At 33.1% G+C, this 22,853-nt stretch carries 21 protein-coding genes and 1 pseudogene; 14 read left to right on the forward strand and 8 right to left on the reverse strand.

Annotation, left to right across the window (positions count from 1 at the left end; translation table 11 throughout):
* Positions 1-3: 3 nt before the first annotated feature.
* A complete protein-coding gene (locus ACIQ2L_RS09315) occupies positions 4-2,097 on the reverse strand; it encodes a glycoside hydrolase family 97 protein (RefSeq protein ID WP_396158071.1) in 2,094 nt (697 codons plus the stop codon).
* A gap of 96 nt (positions 2,098-2,193) precedes the next feature.
* A complete protein-coding gene (locus tag ACIQ2L_RS09320; protein WP_396158073.1) occupies positions 2,194-3,411 on the reverse strand; it encodes an NAD(P)-dependent oxidoreductase in 1,218 nt (405 codons plus the stop codon).
* A gap of 276 nt (positions 3,412-3,687) precedes the next feature.
* On the opposite strand from ACIQ2L_RS09320, the gene ACIQ2L_RS09325 reads away from it, so the two are divergent.
* From ACIQ2L_RS09325 to ACIQ2L_RS09365, 9 genes and pseudogenes are all read left to right on the forward strand, one after another.
* On the forward strand, positions 3,688-4,887 hold the full coding sequence (locus tag ACIQ2L_RS09325; RefSeq protein WP_396158075.1) for a serine hydrolase domain-containing protein: 1,200 nt from the start codon (positions 3,688-3,690) through the stop codon (positions 4,885-4,887).
* A 58-nt stretch (positions 4,888-4,945) separates the two neighbouring features.
* The gene (locus tag ACIQ2L_RS09330; RefSeq protein ID WP_396158077.1) at positions 4,946-5,707 is read left to right on the forward strand and encodes a Rossmann-like and DUF2520 domain-containing protein; all 762 of its coding nucleotides are present in this window, start codon (positions 4,946-4,948) and stop codon (positions 5,705-5,707) included.
* Entirely contained in the window at positions 5,691-6,218 is a 528-nt protein-coding gene (locus ACIQ2L_RS09335; RefSeq protein ID WP_396158079.1) for a KdsC family phosphatase, read from the forward strand. Before ACIQ2L_RS09330 ends, ACIQ2L_RS09335 begins: the two co-directional genes overlap by 17 nt.
* Before the next feature lie 68 nt (positions 6,219-6,286).
* Positions 6,287-6,658 (forward strand): annotated as a pseudogene (locus ACIQ2L_RS09340) (four helix bundle protein).
* A gap of 36 nt (positions 6,659-6,694) precedes the next feature.
* Positions 6,695-7,627: a geranylgeranylglycerol-phosphate geranylgeranyltransferase gene (locus ACIQ2L_RS09345; protein ID WP_396158080.1), complete on the forward strand. Its 933-nt coding sequence runs from the start codon at positions 6,695-6,697 to the stop codon at positions 7,625-7,627.
* Positions 7,614-8,198 carry a Maf-like protein gene (locus ACIQ2L_RS09350; RefSeq protein WP_396158082.1) on the forward strand — a complete coding sequence of 195 codons (585 nt, stop codon included), beginning with the start codon at positions 7,614-7,616 and terminating at the stop codon, positions 8,196-8,198. Before ACIQ2L_RS09345 ends, ACIQ2L_RS09350 begins: the two co-directional genes overlap by 14 nt.
* Before the next feature lie 340 nt (positions 8,199-8,538).
* A complete protein-coding gene (locus ACIQ2L_RS09355) occupies positions 8,539-8,913 on the forward strand; it encodes a hypothetical protein (protein ID WP_396158084.1) in 375 nt (124 codons plus the stop codon).
* Positions 8,914-9,090: 177 nt separating this feature from the next.
* Positions 9,091-11,586 carry a PIG-L family deacetylase gene (locus ACIQ2L_RS09360; protein WP_396158086.1) on the forward strand — a complete coding sequence of 832 codons (2,496 nt, stop codon included), beginning with the start codon at positions 9,091-9,093 and terminating at the stop codon, positions 11,584-11,586.
* 112 nt (positions 11,587-11,698) lie between these two features.
* On the forward strand, positions 11,699-13,420 hold the full coding sequence (locus ACIQ2L_RS09365; protein ID WP_396158088.1) for a sodium:solute symporter: 1,722 nt from the start codon (positions 11,699-11,701) through the stop codon (positions 13,418-13,420).
* A 56-nt stretch (positions 13,421-13,476) separates the two neighbouring features.
* On the opposite strand, the gene ACIQ2L_RS09370 is transcribed toward ACIQ2L_RS09365, so the two are convergent.
* Positions 13,477-14,331 carry a DUF2911 domain-containing protein gene (locus ACIQ2L_RS09370; RefSeq protein ID WP_396158090.1) on the reverse strand — a complete coding sequence of 285 codons (855 nt, stop codon included), beginning with the start codon at positions 14,329-14,331 and terminating at the stop codon, positions 13,477-13,479.
* Between the two features lie 145 nt (positions 14,332-14,476).
* Here ACIQ2L_RS09370 and ACIQ2L_RS09375 point away from each other — a divergent pair, with 145 nt between their 5' ends.
* The 3 genes from ACIQ2L_RS09375 (at position 14,477) to ACIQ2L_RS09385 (ending at position 17,046) form a co-directional block, all read left to right on the forward strand.
* Positions 14,477-14,947, forward strand: coding sequence for a cell division inhibitor (locus ACIQ2L_RS09375; protein ID WP_396158092.1), 471 nt, complete (start codon positions 14,477-14,479; stop codon positions 14,945-14,947).
* Between the two features lies 1 nt (position 14,948).
* A complete protein-coding gene (locus ACIQ2L_RS09380; RefSeq protein ID WP_396158094.1) occupies positions 14,949-15,647 on the forward strand; it encodes an SDR family NAD(P)-dependent oxidoreductase in 699 nt (232 codons plus the stop codon).
* Positions 15,648-15,759: 112 nt separating this feature from the next.
* The gene (locus ACIQ2L_RS09385; protein WP_396158096.1) at positions 15,760-17,046 is read left to right on the forward strand and encodes a cryptochrome/photolyase family protein; all 1,287 of its coding nucleotides are present in this window, start codon (positions 15,760-15,762) and stop codon (positions 17,044-17,046) included.
* On the opposite strand, the gene ACIQ2L_RS09390 is transcribed toward ACIQ2L_RS09385, so the two are convergent.
* Together ACIQ2L_RS09390 and ACIQ2L_RS09395 are read right to left on the reverse strand one after the other, a co-directional pair.
* Positions 17,043-17,699 carry an HAD family hydrolase gene (locus tag ACIQ2L_RS09390; protein ID WP_396158098.1) on the reverse strand — a complete coding sequence of 219 codons (657 nt, stop codon included), beginning with the start codon at positions 17,697-17,699 and terminating at the stop codon, positions 17,043-17,045. The two genes, ACIQ2L_RS09385 and ACIQ2L_RS09390, sit on opposite strands and share 4 nt — an antisense overlap.
* A 64-nt stretch (positions 17,700-17,763) precedes the next feature.
* Positions 17,764-18,489 (reverse strand): ThiF family adenylyltransferase, encoded by a 726-nt coding sequence (locus ACIQ2L_RS09395; protein WP_396158100.1) that lies wholly within the window; start codon positions 18,487-18,489, stop codon positions 17,764-17,766.
* Positions 18,490-18,667: 178 nt separating this feature from the next.
* Here ACIQ2L_RS09395 and ACIQ2L_RS09400 point away from each other — a divergent pair, with 178 nt between their 5' ends.
* Positions 18,668-19,432: an NYN domain-containing protein gene (locus tag ACIQ2L_RS09400; protein ID WP_396158102.1), complete on the forward strand. Its 765-nt coding sequence runs from the start codon at positions 18,668-18,670 to the stop codon at positions 19,430-19,432.
* A gap of 2 nt (positions 19,433-19,434) precedes the next feature.
* On the opposite strand, the gene ACIQ2L_RS09405 is transcribed toward ACIQ2L_RS09400, so the two are convergent.
* From ACIQ2L_RS09405 to ACIQ2L_RS09415, 3 genes are read right to left on the reverse strand one after another with little or no spacing between them, the layout of a single operon-like run.
* Positions 19,435-20,124: a hypothetical protein gene (locus ACIQ2L_RS09405; RefSeq protein WP_396158104.1), complete on the reverse strand. Its 690-nt coding sequence runs from the start codon at positions 20,122-20,124 to the stop codon at positions 19,435-19,437.
* Positions 20,125-20,179: 55 nt separating this feature from the next.
* The gene (locus ACIQ2L_RS09410) at positions 20,180-20,824 is read right to left on the reverse strand and encodes a TatD family hydrolase (RefSeq protein ID WP_396158106.1); all 645 of its coding nucleotides are present in this window, start codon (positions 20,822-20,824) and stop codon (positions 20,180-20,182) included.
* Positions 20,824-21,411 (reverse strand): DUF1684 domain-containing protein, encoded by a 588-nt coding sequence (locus ACIQ2L_RS09415; RefSeq protein ID WP_396158108.1) that lies wholly within the window; start codon positions 21,409-21,411, stop codon positions 20,824-20,826. Before ACIQ2L_RS09415 ends, ACIQ2L_RS09410 begins: the two co-directional genes overlap by 1 nt.
* A 95-nt stretch (positions 21,412-21,506) precedes the next feature.
* On the opposite strand from ACIQ2L_RS09415, the gene ACIQ2L_RS09420 reads away from it, so the two are divergent.
* Positions 21,507-22,730 carry an MDR family MFS transporter gene (locus tag ACIQ2L_RS09420; protein WP_396158110.1) on the forward strand — a complete coding sequence of 408 codons (1,224 nt, stop codon included), beginning with the start codon at positions 21,507-21,509 and terminating at the stop codon, positions 22,728-22,730.
* The last annotated feature ends 123 nt before the right edge of the window (positions 22,731-22,853 follow it).

Raw genomic sequence — 22,853 nt, forward strand, 5'->3', positions numbered from 1 at the left:
GGTTTAATTGATTGGTTTAAAAGAAATAGCGGTTCCGCCACCTTCAGCCAAATGTAATTTAATTTTTGACTTCGAAGTGACTTGTATCGTTTTTATCTCGTAATTGATTGGGTTTATTTCCCAATGTGCCGTCTTCCCATCTTGATAAATAGTGGCTTGGTATTTTTTGTTGGGTGAAAGAAAATCCAGTTTAATTTCGGTATTTCTAGCATTTTCGTCGGTGATAGCTCCAAGAAACCAATTTTCTGAATTCTTATCTTTTCGAGCAACGGTTAAATAATCGCCAGGTTCGGCTTCGAGATACTTGCTTTCCTGCCAATCTGCAGGTACGTCTTTTATAAATTGAAAGGCATCAAGGTGTTTTTCATAATTCTCTGGTAAATCAGCTGCCATTTGCAACGGAGAATACATGGTTACATACAACGCCAATTGTTTTGCCAATGTAGAATGAACTTGCTCTTTCTTGGTTTTATCATAAGCACTCATTTTGATTTCAAAAATACCTGGCGTATAATCCATCGGACCACCAAGTAATCTGGTGAAAGGTAAAATAGTTTCATGATTTACTTTATTTCCGATACTCCATGCATTAAACTCAGTGCCACGACCCGCTTCAGCACAAATATAGTTGGGATAGGTTCGATGATATCCTGTTGGTCGTGAACTTTCATGCGAGTTAACCATCATTTTATAATCGGCAAACCGTTGTGCTACAAAATTGTAATGATTGACCATGGTTTGTCCGTCGTGGAATTCACCACGTGGAATTATTTTACCCACATAGCCCGTTTTAGCAGCGGTATAACCAAACGCTTTCATCAGGTTTAGCGCCCGGTCTAAATAGCGTTCGTAATTTGCAACAGAAGCCGATGTTTCATGATGCATAATCATTTTAATGCCCTTTGATTTTGCATAATCATTGACTTCTTTTAAATCAAAATCGGGATAAGGTGTTTTAAAATCAAACACATTTTCTTTCCAATTGCCGAACCAATCTTCCCAACCTACATCCCAACCTTCGACCAAAACGCCATCAAAACCATGCTTGGCGGCAAAATCGATGTAGCGTTTTGTATTGGTAGTAGTAGCACCATGTTTCCCAGTTGGTTTTAACTCACCATTGTTTTGCGCATTCTGTGATCCTGCATAATCCCAAGTCGATTTACCCACATGCATTTCCCACCAAACACCCACATATTTCATTGGTTTTATCCATGAAGTATCATCAAGTTTACAAGGTTCATTGAGGTTTAAAATCATTTTGGACCCTACAATATCTCGAGCGTCATCACTAATCATAATGGTACGCCAAGGAGAAACACAAGGCGTTTGCAAATAGGCTTTATCTCCCAAGGCATTGGGTGCCAAACTCGATTTTAATGTGTAATTCTGAACATCAACATCAAGTTGCATTACGGGATAATTTACAACAGCAGCTTCAAAAATATTGAGATAAATTCCATCCGATGATTTCATCATTAAGGGTGTTTGAACCGCAAACTTTTTCGTAATCGCTTTAAAACCGATTCCGTTATTCAGATTGACTATATCGGTGTTTATCTCTGAAAACAAGGTTTCTTCATAATTGTATTCGTTGGTATCAAAATCACCTGGCAACCAAAATACTTTGTGGTTCCCCGTTAAGTTGAACTCCGATACTTCATCAGAAATGATAAAGTAGTTTAATTTGTTTTGCTTCGGAAACTCGTAACGAAAGGCAATGCCTTCATCAAAAACTTTATAAATGATGTTCATCTTTCTTCCCGATGCTTTTTGTGAAAGCGCCACAATCATTTCGTTGTAGTTGTTTTTTATATTGGACTGTTCACCCAAAACAGGCTGCCAGGTTTCATTAACCGTTTTGTTCCCAATACTGTCAATGCTGAAATTTGAAACCAAATCGGCACCGTCTTTACATTTCAAACCTAAATAGCTTTGTTTAACGACATTTTTACTTTTATAGTTTACAGAATAATAGGGTTTTCCGTTGTTATCCAATTTAAACTCAAGTTGAACTGATTTTGAAGGAGATTGGACAGTTTGCGCTTTAATTACAAAATTTACCAATAAACAAACTACTAAAAAAAGACGCATCATAGGGATTAAAAATTTTCTAAATATAACAACTTTTTAAAAGCAAAAAATCCCAAACGAATTCGAGATTTAATATAGTTATTAACTTAAAAATTTGTTTTAGCCGTGAACCGTATTTCCATCTACATAATCCTGAAGATAGGCAAAACGAGGTGTTAATTTTCCATTTTCGGTCATCTTAGCTCTCGCAAGAATACCATCTTTATCATTATTGAAAAACGCCGGAATTACATGTTCCATAAACATTTCGCCAAAACCTTCGCTGGCATCTTTTGGCAATTCACAAGGCAAATTATCAACAGACATGACCATTATTGAACCTGGATGCGTAAATGGCACTTCTTTATTTTCGCTTGGCAAATACCCAAAAAATGGATCCGCTATAGTTGACGCTTTTATGGTACAGGCAATTGGCCCACCTACATCACAAGAAATATCAGCCACCACTTTTAATTTACAATCGGGGGCTTTTAACATGTCATGCGTTAAAATATCGGGCGCATCATTTCCGTGAAAATGCCCAGCCATAAAGATATCAGCCACTTTAGAAAATCGCTCAAAATCTGATGTGTAGTTTTGAGGATTCTTGTAGAAATCATTATTGCTATCGGAATTGGTTCCGTCAATTCGTTTGTTATAATCTAAAACATCAATTTGGGTATATACTGGTTGTGAATATATTTTAGTTAAGAAATCTTCCGGAGAAACTTGTTTTAGTTTCATTCCGTCTAAAATCTCCTTTGCTCCCATTCCCACTTTTCCATGTCCGGTTAAAACAATCTTGATATTAGGCAACGTTTGTCTTTTCAATCTAGCAATTAAATCTTCTTTATTTTGTAACGTTTCAGCTTTCGGAATGTTGAACAAATCATATTTGATTCCAAATCCTCTAAAACCATTATAAGCGCCAACAATTCCGGCATAACGACCAAAACCTATGAGTCTTTTATTATTCGCATCCACTATAGTTTCGTGATCATAAAGCTCAATGTTTTTATCTAAAATTGCTCGTAACAATTTTTGATTATGAACTTGTTTTTTAATCGTATGCGAAAAGAAAAAGTACTTTTTATTCGGAATCAAATAATCAACCGGAATTTCTTTTACTCCAAAGAAAACGTCACAATCCGAAATGTCAACTGAAACTTGAATTCCCAAATTGCTGTAGGCATCATCATTAAAAACTCTGATGTCTGAGCTTTCCACTTTTATAACAACTTGAGGGTGTTCTTTTTTTAAACGAACCAATTCTTCTGGAGTAAAAACCACTCTTCTATCGGGTGGATTCTTTCTTTCTTTTATAATTCCGAATTGCATAAGGCAAATTTATTTTGGTCCCAAAAGTAGTAGTAACGAAATCGATTTCAAAGCTTTTTTTTATAAAAGAACTTTTAAATTTTAATTCGTATTAAACTTTAATATAAATGTTCTTTAAATAGCTTTGATTGTGAGTTTTATAAATAAAACTACTGCCGGATTGCCATTGGCAATCCTCCTCTTACTATCAAATGTGGAAAACCTGTTGATAGCTTTCTAGAAAAGAAATTGTATCACTTTAATGAATAATTATATTTGTTTTTCAATACAATAAAAATGACATCTAAAATTTCCCTATATACAATCCAATTTTTAATTATTATTTTGCTTACCATTTCTTGTTCAAAGCAAGAAAAGACAGAAGAAGGTATTGTCAAAATAAATAAAAATGGTATTCCCGTAATGATGTCTTTACAAGAAGAACTTCCAAAATTATCTACATCATTTATCAATGATAAAAAATATGGCGTGAGTCGTTTTTTTGAAAAAACGTGGTCCGAAAAAAATGATAATGTGGCTTTTTTGGTGGCAAAAAACGGTCAAATCATTTATGAAAACTATATGGGCTATGCCAATAAAAGAACTGGTGAAATGATTACCAAGGAAATGCCGTTACATATTGCATCGGTGAGTAAAGTTTTAACGTCTACTGCGGTATTAATGCTAATAGATGCTAAAAAGATTTCACTAAATCAGAAGCTAAATACTATCATCACAAATTTTCCATATGCTGATGTGACGATTCAAACCTTACTAAATCACCGTAGCGGTATGAAAAACTATGCTTATTTTACTTTCGAAAATGGGAATTGGGATAAACATAAAACGCTTACCAATGAAGATATTGTTACTGTGATGGTGGAAAAAAAAATTCCTTTGGAAACAAAAACCGATACCCGATTCAGTTATTGCAACACCAATTATGCGATGCTTGCCTTAGTAATTGAAAAAATTACGGGTTTGACTTATGCAGAAGCGATGAAAGAAATGATTTTTGCACCACTTGGGATGACCAATACTTTTGTATTTGATATTACCAAAGACCGCGATATGATTGCACCATCTTATAGAGGTAGCATGGAAATTGGTATTGATTATCTTGATGGAATTTATGGTGACAAAAACATTTACTCTACTCCACGAGATTTGTTGAAGTTTGACAAAGCGCGTTATGCACCGTTCTTTTTGAATCCCGATTTGCTCAAGAAAGTATACAAAGGATATAGCTATGAAAGTAAAGGGACGCGGAATTATGGCTTGGGTGTACGATTGATCGAATGGAAAAAAGGCGAAACTTTTTATTATCACAACGGATGGTGGCACGGAAATACCTCTTGTTTTATAAATTTGCGAAAAGAAAAAGTGACCATGATTGTATTATCGAACAAATACACTAAGAAAACCTATCAAACAAAACAATTGGCGGCTCTATTTGGTGATTATCCGTTTAAGTTAGATGACAATGGAGAAGATTAGTTTGTTTTTGTCTTTTATATAATCGGAATTAACTAAAATTTTTCGATAATTTAGCCACATGATTCGATTGTCTATTATTGGTTCCGGAAATGTTGCTCAGCATCTCATTCAAGCCTTTATTAAAAGCTCTGAAATTGAATTAGTACAGGTATTTGCCAGAAGTGAAAAATCAGTCTCTCACCTAATTTCGGTAGATAAAATTACTTCCAATTATAACGAACTACAAGCTGTTGATGTAACTATAATTTCAGTAACCGATGCTTCTATAGCTGAGATTTCTAAAAATATTGCATTCGAAAATGCATTGGTAGTGCACACCTCGGGTAGTGTTGCCATGGAAACACTAGATAGCAAAAACCGCAAAGGCGTTTTTTATCCGTTACAGACCTTTTCTAAATCAAAAGAAATCAAATTTAAATACATTCCAATTTGCATAGAAGCTGAAAACCTAAACGACTTACAATTATTGGAAACGGTTGCCAAAGCCATTTCAAATTCTGTTTATAATATTAATTCGGAACAAAGAAAAGCGTTGCATGTGGCTGCAGTTTTTGTATCAAATTTTACGAATCACCTTTATCAAATTGGGAATGAGATCTGCAATAAAAATGGTTTGTCATTTGATATTTTAAAGCCATTAATTCTAGAAACGGCAAATAAGATTGTGTCTCTTTCCCCTATTGAAGCGCAAACTGGGCCAGCCAAAAGGAAAGATACTCAAACTATTAATGCTCATTTGAGTTTTTTATCAGATGAAAATCAAAAAGAAATTTATAAAATGCTAACAAAATCTATTATCGATAATGGGAAAAAGTTATAAAGAATTATTAAACAACATCACCACTTTTATTTTTGATGTAGATGGCGTCCTAACGGATAGTTCAGTACACATTACTCCAACTGGCGAAATGCTTCGCATCATGAACATAAGAGATGGTTTTGCAATGAAAGCAGCGGTTGAAAGTGGGTATCATGTTTGCATTATTTCGGGTGGAAACAATGAAGGCGTGCGTATCCGATTGAAAAATTTGGGAATTACAGATATTCATTTGGCATCACCCGATAAAGTTGCAACTTTTAAAGAATATACCGAGTTATACACTATTAATCCAGAACACGTTTTGTATATGGGTGATGATATTCCCGATTTTCATGTGATGCAATTAGTAGGTTTGCCAACCTGTCCGCAAGATGCAAGTGCTGAAATAAAAGCGATTTGCAAATACATTTCCCATAAAAAAGGCGGAAAAGGCGCTGTTCGAGAGGTGATTGAACAAGTGATGAAAGTGCAGGGCAAATGGCATATGTACTATGATGGAAAACATGATTAAATTTAGTGTTCAGTATTCAGGTTGTAGTAAGCAGTTAATCATTTTAAAAATATCTTAAAATTAATTCAATGAGATTTCAAGATTTATTAGCGTATCAAAAATCATTCGATTTGGCTATGAAAATTTTTCAAATCACAAAAAAATTTCCTACAGAATAAATGTATTCGCTTACAGACCAAATAAGGCGTTCCTCCCGCAGTGCAACTGTTACTATTACTGAATCCTATAGAAAAAGAGTTTTTCCAAAACATTTTCATAGTAAGCTGACTGATTCTGATGCTGAAAATTCTGAAACAATTGTATGCTTAGAATTTGCTTTAAAATGTAACTATATAGATAAAATCGAATTCGATGAACTAAATAATAGTTGTATTGAAATTGGGAAATTAATAAACTATATGATTTTAAATCCTGAAAAGTTTGGAGTTAAAGACAAATAAACTGAACACTATAATCTGAACACTGAATACTAAATTATGAAATATCTCAAACTAATTCGTTACCAAAACCTACTCCTACTTGCTTTTATGCAGTTAATTTTTCGTTATGGGTTTTTAAAATTGCAAGACATTCCGTTGGCTTTAAACCACTTTCAATACGGATTATTGGTTTTGTCAACTGTTTTGATTGCTGCCGCTGGATACGTCATTAATGACATTTTAGATCAAGAAACCGATTATGATAATAGACCAAATAGTATTATTGTGGGAAAAACGATTTCTGAAAAAGCAGCTTATAATTTTTATTTCATACTAAATATAACCGGTGTTGGTATCGGTTTTTATTTATCTAATGTAATCCAAAGACCAAGTTTTACTGGAGCTTTTATTATTATTTCAGCTACTTTGTATATGTATGCTACCAGTTTAAAACAAATGCTATTAATTGGAAATATTATAGTTGCACTACTCCTATCGTTTAGCGTACTCATAATCGGTTTATTCGATTTGTTACCTGCAACTTATGATGGAAATCGAGCAGAAATGGGTATTCTATTTTCGATGTTAATTGATTATGCAGTGTTTGCATTCATTATTAATTTAATACGAGAAATAGTTAAAGATATGGAGGATGTTGAAGGTGATTACAATCAAGGAATGAGCACATTACCGATTGCTCTTGGTGTAATAAAAACCTCAAGAGTTGTTTTTGGACTAGCAAACTTTTCGACACTAATCTTGTTTTGGTACATCAATACCTATTTGATGGGAAATGCTCTTTATTTTGCGGTGATTTATGGGTTTATTTTTGTTGTGGCGCCAATGATTTTCTTTATGATTAAAATTTGGAATGCAAAATCAAAAGAAGAATTTCATTTATTAAGTACAGTTTTAAAATGGGTTATTTTCTTCGGAATCCTTTCTGTTTTAGTGATTAATTTAAACATTCATTATAATGCTAAGGGATAAACTCAAAAAATACAATATCATTTTAGCATCTGGTTCGCCTAGAAGGCAACAGTTTTTCAAAGATTTAGATTTGGAATTCGAAATTCGAGTAAAAGATATAGAAGAAATCTATCCTGAAAGTTTACAAGGTGTTGAAATTACTAATTATTTAGCACAACTAAAAGCCAGTGCATTTGATGGTGAACTACAAGAAAATGATCTCTTAATTACAAGTGATACGATTGTTTGGCTCAATAATAAAGCATTAGGAAAACCAAAAGATTACGATGATGCTTTTGTTATTTTAAAATCTTTATCAAATGCAACACACGAGGTCGTGACTTCGGTTTGTTTCAAGACAATTGCTATAACTGAAACCATTTTTGATGTAACCAAAGTTACTTTTAATAAATTTTCGGATGAAGCAATACATTATTATTTAGACCATTACAAACCATTTGATAAAGCTGGTGCATATGGAATTCAGGAATGGATTGGATTAATTGGAATAACTAGAATTGATGGATCGTATACAAATGTTGTTGGACTCCCAACTGAAAAAGTATATCAATACTTAAGTAAACTTAGTTGAAAACCTAATGTTTATTAAAACCAGAACGCTATACATACATTGAAATTACCATTTTTATACCAAACATCTATCCTAATAATGTATTATTTCAAAAAGGAATTTACACTTATAAATATAAATTTGACAATAAAGAATTTATAGATAAAGAAAGGGATTACTAAAATATTAATGTACATATTTACTTATAAAATTAAATAAAAAGTGTGTTTTATCGACTTTTTTTGCATTTTATCTATTATTATTAAAAATTATTTGTTTATATTTGCCACATAAATTCAAACAGTTTTGTAGAATGTTTTTTTTCATTTTAACGCCCCAAAACTTAAAAAAATATTAATTTATGAAAACAAAAAACAAATTACTTCTATTGATGATTTTCTTTATTTGCGCTTTTTCTAATGCACAAGAAACAAAATCTAATGAAACAAATTCATTAAAGACCAATTCAACTGAAATACGATATTATTATTTTCCAAATATTCAAGCGTATTTTGATCTTAATGAAAAAGTATATCTATTCAAAGATCAAGGCGAATGGATCGAAGCAGAAGAATTGCCAAAAAATTACGGCGGATATTCTCTGTACAATAAAGTTAAAGTTTCCATTACTGATTATGATGGAGATGAGCCTTATTTAATGCTTGAATTACATAAAAAAATGTATCCCTATAATTCCAAAGGAAGATTCCCAAATCAAACTGCCTCTACTGATTAAGTTCATTCATGTTTTTTTTTAGTTTATAAAAGAAAAAAGCCTCTAGTCCCCAATTAGAGGCTTTTTTTGTTACCGTTAGTGTTAAGATAAAATTGTTAAATAAACAAAAAACCACAAAAATGAAACTGTAAACTAGAAACAAGATTTGTATATTTGAAGACTGGCATTAACTTTCTTATGAAACAAATTTTTCTTTTTTTTTTACTATTCGTACAGGCAAACGTATTCGCCCAACAACCTCCCAAACCAAACGCAGTTGAGCTATTCAATCAAATTCAAAAACTAAATTTCCTTGGTTCTGTACTTTATGTAGCAGCGCATCCTGATGATGAAAACACGCGATTAATAACCTATTTATCTAATGATGTAAAAGCACGTACAGGATATTTGTCTTTAACGCGCGGCGATGGTGGACAAAACCTAATTGGCTCCGAATTACGAGAATTGCTTGGAGTAATCCGAACGCAAGAACTCATTGAAGCCAGAAAAATAGATGGTGGAGAACAATATTTCACAAGAGCAAATGATTTTGGTTTTTCTAAAAACCCAGATGAAACGTTACAGATTTGGGATAAAGATCAAGTATTAAGTGATGTCGTTTGGGCGATTCGAAAATTTCAACCCGATGTAATTATCAATCGATTTGATCATCGTTCACCCGGAACAACTCATGGACATCATACGGCTTCAGCTATTCTAAGTTTTGAAGCATTTGACAAAGTAAACGATTCTAAAGTGTTTCCTAATCAACTTAAATACGTTACAACTTGGCAACCCAAACGATTGTTTTTCAATACATCGTGGTGGTTTTATGGAAGTAAAGAAAAATTTGAAACAGCAGATAAAACTAATTTGAATGCACTTCAAATTGGAACGTATTACAAATTGTTAGGTAAATCCAATCAAGAAATTGCAGCGCTGAGCAGAAGTCGGCATCAATCACAAGGTTTTGGTTCTACGGGAACTCGAGGCGAAGATTCTGAATATTTAGAATTCCTGAAAGGTCTTATTACTAAGGATAAAACCAACATTTTTGATGGTATAGATACCAGTTGGAATCGGGTAAACGGTGGAAAAGCTATTGGAGACATTCTTTATAGTGTTGAAAAAAACTTTGATTTTAAAAATCCTTCAGCTTCAATTCTTGAACTAGTTAAGGCCTATACTCTAATTCAAAATTTAGATGACAAACATTGGAAAATTATTAAGTCTGAAGAGATAAAAAAAATAATAGCAGCTTGTGCTGGATTGTATCTTGAAGCAACAACGGACAGTCAAGAAGCATCACCCGGAAGTACTATAAAATTTAAGTTTGAAGCCATCAACAGAAGTACCGTTCCTATGAAATTATTAGGCGTTGGCTCTGCACCTGTTTATGTTCACAAAGTAGAGCAAAAAGTAACCGAATTAAAATACAATATTCCATATGTTTTAAATGATACATTAGAATTACCTAATGACTTCGAATACACAAACCCTTATTGGTTAAGCCAAAAAGGTACAATTGGAATGTATAAAGTGGATAATCAAGAAAATATAGGTATTCCCGATGTTTTACGTAATACTAAGGTTGGCGTTTTGATTGAAATTGCTGGAGTCGAAATGACGTTTGAACGCAATATTGTATACAAATTTAATGACGATGTCAAAGGTGAAGTCTATCAACCACTAGATATTGTTCCAACAGTAACCTCGTCTTTTACCGAGAAGGTATATATTTTTAATAACGACAGAGACAAATCTATTACTGTTAAAGTAAAAGCCGGAAAAGATAATTGCAACGGCAGTATAAAGTTAGAGCTATCTCAAGGTTGGGAAGCAACTCCTTCACAAATACCCTTTACAATCGATAAAAAAGGACAAGAAGTTTTAGTTGTATTTACTGTTTCTCCGTCAAAAGATATAAGTGAAATCAATATCAAAAGTATTATTACTGTTGATGGACAAATTTTTGACCAAAGCAAAATCGACATCAACTATCCGCACATATACAAACAATTGGTTTTAAAACCAGCCGAAGCTAAAGCCATTCGACTAAAAATTAAAACCAAAGAAGAAAAGATTGCATACATTATGGGTGCCGGTGATGAAATTCCAAAATGTCTAACTCAAATGGGATATGAAGTTGAAATTCTCAAACCAGAAGAAATTTCTACTGAACGACTTCATGGATTTGACGTTGTAATGACCGGAATACGCGCTTATAATACTGTAACTACGTTGTCTTTTAAACAAAGAATACTTTTTGATTTTGTTAGAAATGGCAAATCCATGATTGTACAATATAATACTACGGATGATTTAGTTACTAGAGACATTGCACCATATTCATTAAAAATATCAAGAGACCGTGTTACCGATGAAAATGCTGAAGTCCGATTTATAGCACCCAATCACCCTGTTTTAAATTATCCAAATAAGATTACTGCTGAAGATTTCATAGGTTGGAAACAAGAACAAGGATTATATTATCCAAGCGAATGGGATTCAGCCTTTATCCCTATTCTTTCGTCTAACGACAAAGGTGAAACTCCAAAAAATGGTGCTTTATTAATCGCAAACTATGGAAAAGGTACATATATATATACTGGCTTAAGTTTCTTTAGAGAATTACCCGAAGGTGTTTCGGGAGCATACAGATTATTAGCGAATATAATTGCAATAGGAAAATAATATGGATAACAAAAAAACTACTGCTTGGAAAAATAGTTACACTTGGGTTTTGGTCATCAATGCCATTTACATCATAATATTCTTTGTGCTAATGCAATTATTCTATTAAGATATGCAACAACTCGACTGGATCGTTTTATCGGTAACGCTTTTATTTATAGTTTTTTATGGTGTATACAAAACCAAAGGAAGCAAAAATGTAGAAGATTATATTTTGGGAAATAAAGAAACGCCGTGGTGGACCGTTGGACTTTCTGTCATGGCGACCCAAGCTAGCGCAATAACCTTTCTTTCAACACCAGGGCAAGCCTATCATGACGGTATGGGATTTGTGCAGTTCTATTTTGGATTGCCTATTGCGATGGTCGTCATTTCGATGACATTCATTCCGATTTATCATAAACTAAAAGTATATACTGCCTATGAGTACCTTGAGCAACGATTTGATCTAAAAACACGTTCACTAACAGCTATACTTTTTCTTATTCAACGTGGTTTAGGAACTGGCTTAACCATTTATGCTCCATCTATAATCTTATCGTCAATTCTCGGCTGGAATTTAACAATGCTGAATATAATAATTGGGATTTTGGTAATGATTTATACTTTTGCAGGCGGAACCAAAGCCGTAAACGTTACCCAAAAGCAACAAATGTTTATCATCATGCTGGGAATGTTTACAACGTTTTTTCTGATATTACATTTGTTACCAAATGACATGACTTTTTCAAATGCGATGCATATTGCTGGCGCCAATGACAAAATGAACATCTTGGATTTCTCTTTTGACCCAGAAAATAAGTATACTTTTTGGAGTGGAATTACTGGCGGTTTTTTTCTAATGCTTTCGTACTTCGGAACTGACCAATCGCAAGTAGGGCGTTATTTATCTGGAAAATCTGACCGCGAAAGTCAAATGGGGTTAATCATGAATGGTTTTCTAAAAGTGCCCATGCAATTCTTTATTTTACTTACTGGTGTTATGGTTTTTGTATTTTTTCAATTTAATCCTGTGCCACTTAACTTTAATCCTGTTAATAAAGTAGCTATAGAAAAATCAAAGTATGCAGAAGAATATCATTCGCTTGAAAAACAATTAGCACAATTATCAGAAGAAAAAAAAGAATTTAACTTAATTTATATCGATCACCTAAATCAAGGCTACGATAATAAAATATTGAGACATAAATTAATCTCACTATCTGGAAAAGAAAAAGACCTACACGAAGAAGCCAAAGTAATCATAAGTAAAGTAGATGAAAAAGCGGAAACCAACGACAAAGATTATGTGTTTATTTATTTCATTTTACACTATTTACCTTCGGGATTAATCGGACTATTATTAGCTGTAATTCTATCTGCAGCGATGTCATCTTCAGCTTCCGGTTTAACAGCTTTAGCTTCTACAACTGCCATAGACATTTATAAACGAAATGTAACAAAAGAAAAATCAGAAAAGCATTTTGTAAATGCCACTAAGTTTTTCACACTTGTTTGGGGATTAATAGCCATTGGTTTTGCTTGTATTGGGACCTTGTTTGAAAATTTAATTCAATTGGTCAATATCGTTGGCTCTATATTTTACGGAACCGTATTGGGTGTGTTTTTAGTTGGCTTCTATATTAAATATGTAAAAGCTAATGCTATTTTTTATAGCGCAGTGGTTAGTCAAACAACTATCTTTTTCATTTACTACTATACTATTCATATTTACCCAGCGGGTCAAGAGAAATTAGGTTATCTGTGGTTAAATTTTATTGGGGCATCCTTAACGGTTATTTTATCTATACTTACGCAGTTCGTATTTAGAGATAAAGGAAAAGTAATTGCATAAAAAAACCACAAAATCTGTAATAGAAATCGTGGTTTTTCTTTGAAGAAAATAAAAAATTATTTCTTAGACCATTCTTTAATACTATCATTATTCATTTTTACATAATCATCATTCTTGGCTTTCTCTGCCGCTGCCAAAGATAATTTAGCAGTTGCAATTGCACCAGATTTATCATTTAGTTTGGCTTGAATTAAAGATTTTTGACGTAAATACCAAAAGGGAACTTCAGCTCCAGGCTTTGTCATTGCTGTTGCTTTATTGATATACTCTAAAGCTTTGTTCATATCTCCGTTAGATTGTAATAAATATTGTGCAGAGGAAAAATAATCACCAGCAGTTGGACCGGCCAATGTCTTTTCAATGCTTGCCATGGCTGCTTTTTGTGTGGGAACAATAAATTTAACAGAAACCATAGTTTTCTCCCAAGATATGTCTAAAGTAGCACTATCATTTGTAATATTATTAATTGAAATGGTCAAGGTTTCAACATTGTTTCCTAAACCTATTGGATCAACATTAGTCACAACCGCCACTTTATTTGCATTCCATTCCTCTGGAGTACCCCAGTTATCAGTGTCCGTATAGAAAACTACTTCCCACATATCTGCTTTTGGCGTTGTGAATATAGCATATTTCCCTTTTTTTAATGTGGCACCATTAATTAAGACATCTTCACTAAATGAAACTGTAGAATTAGCATTGGCTCCAGTTCTCCATAATTTTCCAAAAGGAACCAAGTCTCCAAAAATAGTTCTTCCTTTAGCACTTGGTCTTGAATAATTGATCATAACATCTGTTAAACCTACCACTTGTGATAAGGTTGAATTAGGACTTGACTGCGGTGTCTTAACTTGAGCATTAAGCACATAAGTTGCAATAATAGAGGTCAAAACAAAAATAATTTTTTTCATAAAGAGGTTGTTTTTTTTTACATTGGCCAAATTTACCTATTGTAAGGATTCCTAAATGTTAAGAATAACATAAATATTGACGTGTGTTTAATTTTTTAAAGAAACCATTAAACAAAAAGCGTAATTTTACACAAAATAATTTCAAATGAAAATATATCGATTGCATAGCAAACAAAATTTACCCATTTCTATGGACGAAGCATGGAATTTACTATCGGATCCTAAAAATTTACAAAAAATAACTCCCGAATATATGGGTTTTAAAATCCTTTCCGGCGCAGATAGACCAATGTTTCCAGGGCAAATTATTCAGTATATCGTTACTCCTGTTTTGGGAATTCCAACCAAATGGGTAACAGAAATAACACATGTGGTTGATAAGAAATATTTTGTTGACGAACAGCGTTTTGGACCTTATGCACTATGGCACCACAAGCATTTTATTAAAGAAATTCCCGGTGGTGTTGAAATGGAAGATATTGTAGATTATAAAGTACCTATGGGAATTTTAGGACAAATGGTACATCCTTTCTTAGTGAAACCAAAACTTAAAGAAATATTTGAGTATCGCAGAAAAAAATTAATCGAACTTTTTGGAGAATTTAAAGAACAATAAAATGAAAAACATACTACTAATTGGAGGCTCTTATGGCATTGGTTATGAGTTAGCAAAAGAATTACAGAAAGACAATACCGTTTTTGTGGCCTCTAGAACTAATGAAAATCTTGACGGATTAGACATAACCTACATTTCTTTTGATGCAATTACTGATACATTAGACAGTTCAATGTTACCCGCAGTTATTGACGGTTTGGTGTATTGCCCTGGTAGTATTAATTTGCGTCCTTTTAGAGGTTTAAAACTAGAAACTTTTGAAAGTGATATGCAACTTAATTTCTTTTCAATGGTTAAAGTCATTCAAACAATACTTCCACAGCTAACTGCATCTGAACAATCAAGTATTGTTTTATTTAGTACTGTGGCTGTAAAAATGGGAATGCCTTTTCACACTAGTGTTGCAGCTACCAAAGGAGCTATTGAAGGTTTTTCTAAAGCATTAGCTGCAGAATATGCTCCAAAAATTAGAGTGAATGTGATTGCACCTTCATTAACAGATACACCTTTGGCAGAGAAATTTTTAAGCAATGAGGAAAAAAGAGAAAAGTCAGCGTTGCGTCATCCTTTAAAACGTGTAGGTACATCCGAAGATATGGCACAAATGGCTAGTTTCTTATTGAGTGATAAAAGCAGTTGGATTTCGGGACAAACTTTTCATGTTGATGGTGGCATGTCAACGCTGCTAGTGAACGGATAAAAAGTTTAAAAGTTTAAAGGTTTAAGAGTTTAAAATTGTTACTATCCAGGGTATGTAAACTTAAACTACTTTAAACAACCTTAAACCAACTTAAACAAAAAAATTAGATATTATGAACCTATTCTGGTTTCGACGCGACTTACGATTGGATGATAATGTTGGACTTTTTCACGCTTTAAATAGTAATGAAGGGGTGTTACCAATTTTTATTTTTGATGAAGATATTCTATCTCAATTACCAGTAGCCGATGCGCGCGTTACTTTTATTCACCAACAACTAGAAAAAATCCAAAACCAATTACAAGAAGTTGGAAAATCTTTGGCTGTCTTTCATGGAAAACCTATTGAAGTTTTTCAGAAACTGATTGCAGAAAATACTATTAAAGCAGTTTATACCAATCATGATTATGAACCTTATGCCCGTAAAAGAGATTTGGATTTGTATCATTTGTTTAAACAACATACTATTGAATTTAAAACTAGCAAAGACCAAGTCATTTTCGAAAAAAGCGAAGTAGTCAAAGACGATGGAACACCTTATGTTGTCTATACACCTTATTCAAATAAATGGAAAGATAACTTTAAAAAGATACAGTTAATTAATTATAAATCAGAGTATTTACTTAACAAAATTACACTTCACTCCTATCCATTTTTAAGTTTGAATGATATCGGTTTTGAAACTTCTACTATAAAAATAACACCTTTCGATATTTCCAATTCTTTGATTGATAATTACGAAGCTACTCGCAATTTTCCAGCTTTAAACAAAACTTCCTATCTTGGGATTTACCTACGTTTTGGAGCAGTTTCTATTCGGAAAATGATAGCCAAGGCAATTGAAAGTAAAAACGAAACATTTTTTAAAGAATTGATTTGGAGAGAATTTTTTATGCAAATACTATGGCATTTTCCACACACAAACAAATTGAGTTTCCGTCCAAAATATGATGGAATAAAATGGGAAAATAACGAAGTTTTATTTCAAAAATGGTGCGAAGGAAAAACGGGCTATCCTTTTGTAGATGCTGGTATGCGCGAACTAAATGCTACCGGACACATGCACAATCGCGTACGAATGATTACGGCAAGTTTTTTGTGCAAACATTTATTAATTGATTGGCGTTGGGGCGAAACCTATTTTGCAAGTAAATTGTTAGATTATGAACAATCAAGTAACGTTGGAAACTGGCAATGGGCTGCAGGCAGCGGTGTTGATGCAGCTCCTTACTTTAGAATTTTCAATCCAACGGAACAAATCAAAAAATTTGATAAGGATTTAGTATACATCAAAAAATGGATACCCGAGTGGAATTCTTTAGATTATCCACTTCCTATTGTCGACCATAAAGAAGCTCGTGAAAAGTGCCTTAAAGTTTATAAGGAAGCAGTTGGTTAATTTATCGTTTGTATCGTTTCAAAATTAAGATCCACAAAATTACTAATTACCCTATCGGCCATCGAGTAATCCTGCATTTTTGAATGAAAACTATCATAACCAATACAATAAATTCCGGCCGCTTTTGCCGCTTTAATTCCGTTAGTACTATCTTCGATAACGATACAGTTTTCTGGAAGAGTTTCTGCCAAAAATGCGGCATGTTGAAAAATAGCTGGATGTGGTTTCGATTTTGGAAAATCTTCACCAGAAACAATGTGAGTAAAGTATTTATGCAATCCAAAACGATTGAAAATTCTATTTATAGTTACTTTAGCAGATGAAGATGCTAAAACCAATTGCATTCCGTTTTGATGTAAATCTTTAATCAAATCTTCTACACCATCTAATAAAAATAAATCTTCTTTGCTATCAAATGCTTCATTAAATAAATTGCGTTTCGTTTCCACTAAAGTTGGAACATCATCCGATAAATTAAATTGCACTTTTAATCTTTCAAAAATATTTTTGGTCGAATTGCCTGTAAACGTAGCATACATTTCGGGTGAAACATCGATGTTTAATTGTTTGAAATGTTGGTTATAAGCATAGTGATGAACAGGTTCAGTATCTACAATTACACCATCCATATCGAAAATTACCGTTTTAATCATGTTCATTGCAAGGAACGTGGCAATCTGTTCCCAAGATTTGGTTCTATAATCTATTCTCTTTACTCTATTCTCTTTCCTCTTTCTTCAACAAATACCGAATTACCGTTTCAGCGGCATACAATCCAAAAAGACAGGGCATATAACTGTTCGTGCCATAAAACGATCTTTTGTAATTGGTGCCATCGGTCATTTTTAAGCTGCTCTCGTCTTGTATTTCCGAAGAGAAAACCACTTTTAGTTTGTCTATTTTGTACTCTTTTAAGCGCTTTCTTATGGTTTTAGCCAATAAACAATTGGTTGAATTACTAATACACGAAACTTTTACTTTGGCAGCTTCCATTTTTCCACCTGCTCCCATACTCGATATTACTTTAACTCTTTGCCTTTTACAAGCAATAATCAAATGTAGTTTTGGAGTAACACTATCAATGCAGTCCAAAACATAATCATAATCGGGAGTGATAATTTCTAATGCACGCTCTGGCGAAAGGAATTCCTCTATTCGAGTTAGGTTCAACTCTGGATTAATATCCATTAATCGATCACCTACCACATGAACTTTAGGCAATCCAACAGTAGAATGTAGCGCTGGTAATTGTCTGTTTATGTTAGTAATATCTACGACATCACCATCTACAATAGTTAGATTTCCAACTCCAGCCCGAGCTAAAAACTCAGCTGCAAATGAACCAACACCACCAAGTCCAACCACCAATACCTTGGAATTTTTTAAATTGTTTAATCCGTCATTTTTGAATAAGAGCGCTGCTCTTTCTTGCCACTTTGCCATTTATTAGAGTATTTGAAAATTTAAAATCTTATCCAATTTGAAGTGGCAAAAATAAAGAAATAGTTATGATGTTTACAATAAAGGGCTACAATACGCTTTTTTAATACTAACACAGCTATTATTCGAGTACCTTTGTATTATGCTACATAATTATGAGTAGTATTTTTAAAAGTAATACATGAAATCAAATTTTAACATAGCCATATTAATTGATGGCGATAATGCGCAGCCAAAAATTTTAAAAGAAATGCTCGAAGAGGTTGCTAAATATGGCAAAGCAACTATTCGAAGAATTTATGGTGACTGGACCATTCCTCAAATGCAAGGATGGAAAGAAACGCTAAATCAACACTCGTTTAATCCTATTCAGAAATTTGCATACACCAATGGGAAAAACTCTACAGACAGTTCTCTTATTATTGATGCTATGGATATTTTACACGAAAGAAATATAGATGGCTTTTGCATTGTTTCGAGTGATAGTGATTATACCGGTTTGGCAAAGAGAATCAGGGAACAAGGTGTTTTTGTAATGGGAATAGGCCGTAAAAGTACACCCGTTGCCTTTATTCAATCTTGTGAAATTTTCACATTTGTTGAAAATATTTATCCGGAGGACCAACTAAATTCAGAGATAGAAAAACCAGCAAAGAAACAACCTAGAAAAGTTCAAGGTGTAGTAAAGCCAAAAACCGAGGTTGTTTCTATAAAGGAAGATACCAAATTCAAAATGATTGATAAGGCTTTTGATATATCAGTAGATGAAGATGATTTGGCTTATGTTTCTCAAATAGGAACCAACTTGAGAAGAATTGACCCTAGTTTTGACACGCGAGCCTTTGGATTTAAAAACTTAACCGGATTGTTTGAAAGTTTACCAAACTACGAAGTCGTTCGTAAAGATTTTAACGGGAAAAGCCATGCGTTAATTAAAAGAAAATAGATTTATTGCAAACTAAAAAAATCTAACAATCGCATTAAATCTTGTTCTTTTTCTAAGTCAATATCATTTTGTTTTAAAAAAGTTTCAAGTTCGATTTTTTTCTCAGGAAATAATTTTAATAATCCCTTTTTACTCGAAGGCAATTCTGTAATTTCATTATCTTTTATTTTAATAAAAAAAATGGCTTTAACTTCAGAATATCTTGCCTGCGTGCTTGTCTCATATGATGATTTTGCGGCTTTAGCGGGATAATAATCTACTTTTTGTCTTTTATACAAAATGTTGCCGTCTTTTTCATAAGAGTTAATCAGATAACCCAAATTACTTTTACCGTTTTTTTCGATAAAATTTACTAATTGATAACGGGTTTTCATTGCTGTAAGAGTGATATCGGCATAATCTTCCGATTTACTTAAGACTAAAGTATCTCCTTTTGAACTTATAAACTCAAATTCATCATCACATGCATTATAACGCACAAGTGCATTTTGTATAACAGTTCCAACTTTGGCATGCGAAAAGATTTTAATAATATAGGGTGAACCGTTTATACTAGCAATTTTACTCCTAGAACGAGCTTGATATAAATTTACTCCCGAATCTTCTAAAGACTTTAGTCTGTTGGTTGCTTCTTGTCCGTATCCTAAGACCGAAAAAAATACTCCTATTATTACTAAAATATGTTTCTTCATTATTGTATCGTTTATAAATTTTAAAGTTAGGGAAAAATTATTCAGTATTTCTGAATTAACCAAAAACTTTTTTCCAGTTATTAGCAACCACTTCTATTATTTCTGTGCCGGTCATCCTTTTATATTGAGCTGCCAATTTATATACTTCCTCTAGAGTTTCTCCAACGGTATCAGTCTCAAGAAAAAACCGATTATTAGGAATCGATATGAAAACATATTTCAACTCCGGGTTATGCAATAAATATTTTCCAAACGACAAATAAAATCCATTATCCAATAACTGCTTTGCCAGTTGTTCGTTTTTTGAAAAACCATGAATAATTATTGGAACGGTAACATTTACTCTTTTTTTGATTGCAATGAGCTCATCAAAAGCAGCCACCAAATGCACTACCAATGGTTTTTGATACTTTTCTGCCAACTCAATTTGTTTTTCAAAAACTTCGATTTGCAATGCTAATGGAATTTCTATGCGTTTGTCTAAACCACATTCGCCTAGAGCTAAACATTCGCGAAGTTGCAGTTTTTCTTCAATAATTCGTAAATCGGTTTCCAATCTGTTTTCATCAATATACCAAGGGTGAATTCCAATGGAATACTGCGGAATATTTTCGTCAAACTCCCAAGGATATTGATTGACCAATTCCAAAGTGGTTGGATTGTTAGTGAACTTGTGAGTATGCAAATTGAAGTATTGCATTAGTCATGAAACTTTTTTACACCAGCCAAAATGGCAATTTCTAAATCATTCTCGAGAGGAACAATAGGACAAGAATATTTATGGTTGTAAGCACAATAAGGATTATACGCTTTATTGAAGTCGACTATTGTTGTATTTCCTTTTGGAATTCGCATATCAATATACCTTCCGCCTATGTAGCTTTCCTTTCCGCAAGTCAAATCAGAAAAAGGCAGAAAAAGATAATCTTCAAAACCTGCTTTTTTAATTAATTCTATATTTTGATACAAATTGAGTTTGAAATCTTTTCCATCAATTGTAAACAATAATTTGCCATACTTCACATATTCGGGTGTTCGTGATGTTGACGTTTTCATCTTGAATATTTTTTCGTTTGGTAAACGGACGAACTTCGCTTCCACTATAAAGTTAGTATTTATAGGAAAAAAATCCAACGATTTAAAAGATGCAAAATCCTCTGCGGTCAATGGGCTCTTTTCACGATTTGAATAATCTTTATTGAGTGTGTCTTGGAATTCTTTTGATGATTCTTGTGCTGTTATCAAAAAACTTGTTAGTAAAAACAAAAGTGAAAATATTTTTTTCATTGTGTACTTTTTAACAAAAATACTGTAAAACTAACTACGCTTCCAAGAGTATGAGCCACAAAGTTTTTTTAAATTTGTAAATCAAACATTACTTCATGCTCCAAGTAGCTTTTCAGCGATACATCAATAATTTCAGAGGATTTTCAAGAGAAATTTGGATACTCGCCATTATTACTTTTATCAATCGTGCAGGAACGATGGTTTTGCCTTTTCTTTCAAAGTATTTGAAGGAAGATTTGCATTTTACCTATAGTGAAGTAGGTTGGATTATGGTTTGTTTCGGAACTGGTTCTATGCTAGGCTCGTGGCTTGGAGGTAAACTATCGGATAAAATCGGGTTTTATAAAATCATGATTTTCAGTTTGTTCACCAGTGGCTTACTATTCTTTGTAATACAGTTTATCACCAGTTTTATTGGACTTTGCATAAGTATGTTTGTCATTATGGTCGTTGCTGATATGTTTCGACCTGCTATGTTTGTTTCGCTTGGTGCTTATGCCAAACCTGAAAGTAGAACGCGTGCCTTAACCTTAGTACGTCTTGCTATTAACCTTGGCTTTGCCGCCGGTCCAGCTTTGGGCGGATTGATTATAATGAATATAGGTTATAGAGGATTATTTTGGGTTGACGGTGCAACGTGTATAGTGGCCATTCTTATTTTTAAGTTTAAAGTAAAAGAGAAAAAGAAATCTCCTTATTTAGACAAAGAACATCCCGGAGAAGTCTTAACCCATTCCGTTTTTAAAGACAAACCTTTTTGGATTTTTCTTGGGACTTGCCTTATAACTGGGATTTTATTCTTTCAACTTTTCACGACTATTCCATTATATCATAGAGAACAATTTAATTTAACTGAGTTTCAAACAGGTTTATTATTAACGATGAATGGTGTATTGGTTTTCTTTTGTGAAATGGCCATCGTGGGTTATGTAGAACGAAAAAAAATCGATAAAGTAAAAGTCGTTTCAATAGGATGTCTATTTATGGCTATAAGTTTGTTTTTAATGCTAATCAATACTTGGGCTGGAGTTTTAATTATAATGATGCTTTTTATGACTTTTGCTGAAATGTTTGCCTTTCCTTTCTCCAATTCGGTTGCATTAAGTCGAGCACCCAAAGGCCACGAAGGACGGTATATGGCAATTTATACGATGAGTTTTAGTTTGGCACATATCCTGAGTGCTAAAATAGGAATGGAAATTATTCAATATTATGGGTACCAAATGAATTGGTTGTTTATGGGACTTCTAGGTTTATTGGGTTTTATTTTAGGGATTTGGGTTTTCAGACTTGTTCAAAATGAAGTCAAAGCTATATAATTCAATACTTCACCTCCATTCGTGTTTTTTATTCCTTAAAAAATAGTTAAATAACTATAAATATAGTTGCGTAACTAAAAATATAGTTGTATATTTGTTCTTCACAAGCTCAGAATGACAATT

This window comes from Flavobacterium sp. (assembly GCF_044369455.1).
GTDB lineage: Bacteria > Bacteroidota > Bacteroidia > Flavobacteriales > Flavobacteriaceae > Flavobacterium.

What these genes read in the sequence shown, in the direction of transcription:
- ACIQ2L_RS09315 (WP_396158071.1), bottom strand. Translation starts at nt 2,097, where the DNA reads ATGATGCGTCTTTTTTTAGTAGTTTGTTTATTGGTAAATTTTGTAATT.
- ACIQ2L_RS09320 (WP_396158073.1), bottom strand. Translation starts at nt 3,411, where the DNA reads ATGCAATTCGGAATTATAAAAGAAAGAAAGAATCCACCCGATAGAAGA.
- ACIQ2L_RS09325 (WP_396158075.1), top strand. Translation starts at nt 3,688, where the DNA reads ATGACATCTAAAATTTCCCTATATACAATCCAATTTTTAATTATTATT.
- ACIQ2L_RS09330 (WP_396158077.1), top strand. Translation starts at nt 4,946, where the DNA reads ATGATTCGATTGTCTATTATTGGTTCCGGAAATGTTGCTCAGCATCTC.
- ACIQ2L_RS09335 (WP_396158079.1), top strand. Translation starts at nt 5,691, where the DNA reads ATGGGAAAAAGTTATAAAGAATTATTAAACAACATCACCACTTTTATT.
- ACIQ2L_RS09345 (WP_396158080.1), top strand. Translation starts at nt 6,695, where the DNA reads ATGAAATATCTCAAACTAATTCGTTACCAAAACCTACTCCTACTTGCT.
- ACIQ2L_RS09350 (WP_396158082.1), top strand. Translation starts at nt 7,614, where the DNA reads ATGCTAAGGGATAAACTCAAAAAATACAATATCATTTTAGCATCTGGT.
- ACIQ2L_RS09355 (WP_396158084.1), top strand. Translation starts at nt 8,539, where the DNA reads ATGAAAACAAAAAACAAATTACTTCTATTGATGATTTTCTTTATTTGC.
- ACIQ2L_RS09360 (WP_396158086.1), top strand. Translation starts at nt 9,091, where the DNA reads ATGAAACAAATTTTTCTTTTTTTTTTACTATTCGTACAGGCAAACGTA.
- ACIQ2L_RS09365 (WP_396158088.1), top strand. Translation starts at nt 11,699, where the DNA reads ATGCAACAACTCGACTGGATCGTTTTATCGGTAACGCTTTTATTTATA.
- ACIQ2L_RS09370 (WP_396158090.1), bottom strand. Translation starts at nt 14,331, where the DNA reads ATGAAAAAAATTATTTTTGTTTTGACCTCTATTATTGCAACTTATGTG.
- ACIQ2L_RS09375 (WP_396158092.1), top strand. Translation starts at nt 14,477, where the DNA reads ATGAAAATATATCGATTGCATAGCAAACAAAATTTACCCATTTCTATG.
- ACIQ2L_RS09380 (WP_396158094.1), top strand. Translation starts at nt 14,949, where the DNA reads ATGAAAAACATACTACTAATTGGAGGCTCTTATGGCATTGGTTATGAG.
- ACIQ2L_RS09385 (WP_396158096.1), top strand. Translation starts at nt 15,760, where the DNA reads ATGAACCTATTCTGGTTTCGACGCGACTTACGATTGGATGATAATGTT.
- ACIQ2L_RS09390 (WP_396158098.1), bottom strand. Translation starts at nt 17,699, where the DNA reads ATGATTAAAACGGTAATTTTCGATATGGATGGTGTAATTGTAGATACT.
- ACIQ2L_RS09395 (WP_396158100.1), bottom strand. Translation starts at nt 18,489, where the DNA reads ATGGCAAAGTGGCAAGAAAGAGCAGCGCTCTTATTCAAAAATGACGGA.
- ACIQ2L_RS09400 (WP_396158102.1), top strand. Translation starts at nt 18,668, where the DNA reads ATGAAATCAAATTTTAACATAGCCATATTAATTGATGGCGATAATGCG.
- ACIQ2L_RS09405 (WP_396158104.1), bottom strand. Translation starts at nt 20,124, where the DNA reads ATGAAGAAACATATTTTAGTAATAATAGGAGTATTTTTTTCGGTCTTA.
- ACIQ2L_RS09410 (WP_396158106.1), bottom strand. Translation starts at nt 20,824, where the DNA reads ATGCAATACTTCAATTTGCATACTCACAAGTTCACTAACAATCCAACC.
- ACIQ2L_RS09415 (WP_396158108.1), bottom strand. Translation starts at nt 21,411, where the DNA reads ATGAAAAAAATATTTTCACTTTTGTTTTTACTAACAAGTTTTTTGATA.
- ACIQ2L_RS09420 (WP_396158110.1), top strand. Translation starts at nt 21,507, where the DNA reads ATGCTCCAAGTAGCTTTTCAGCGATACATCAATAATTTCAGAGGATTT.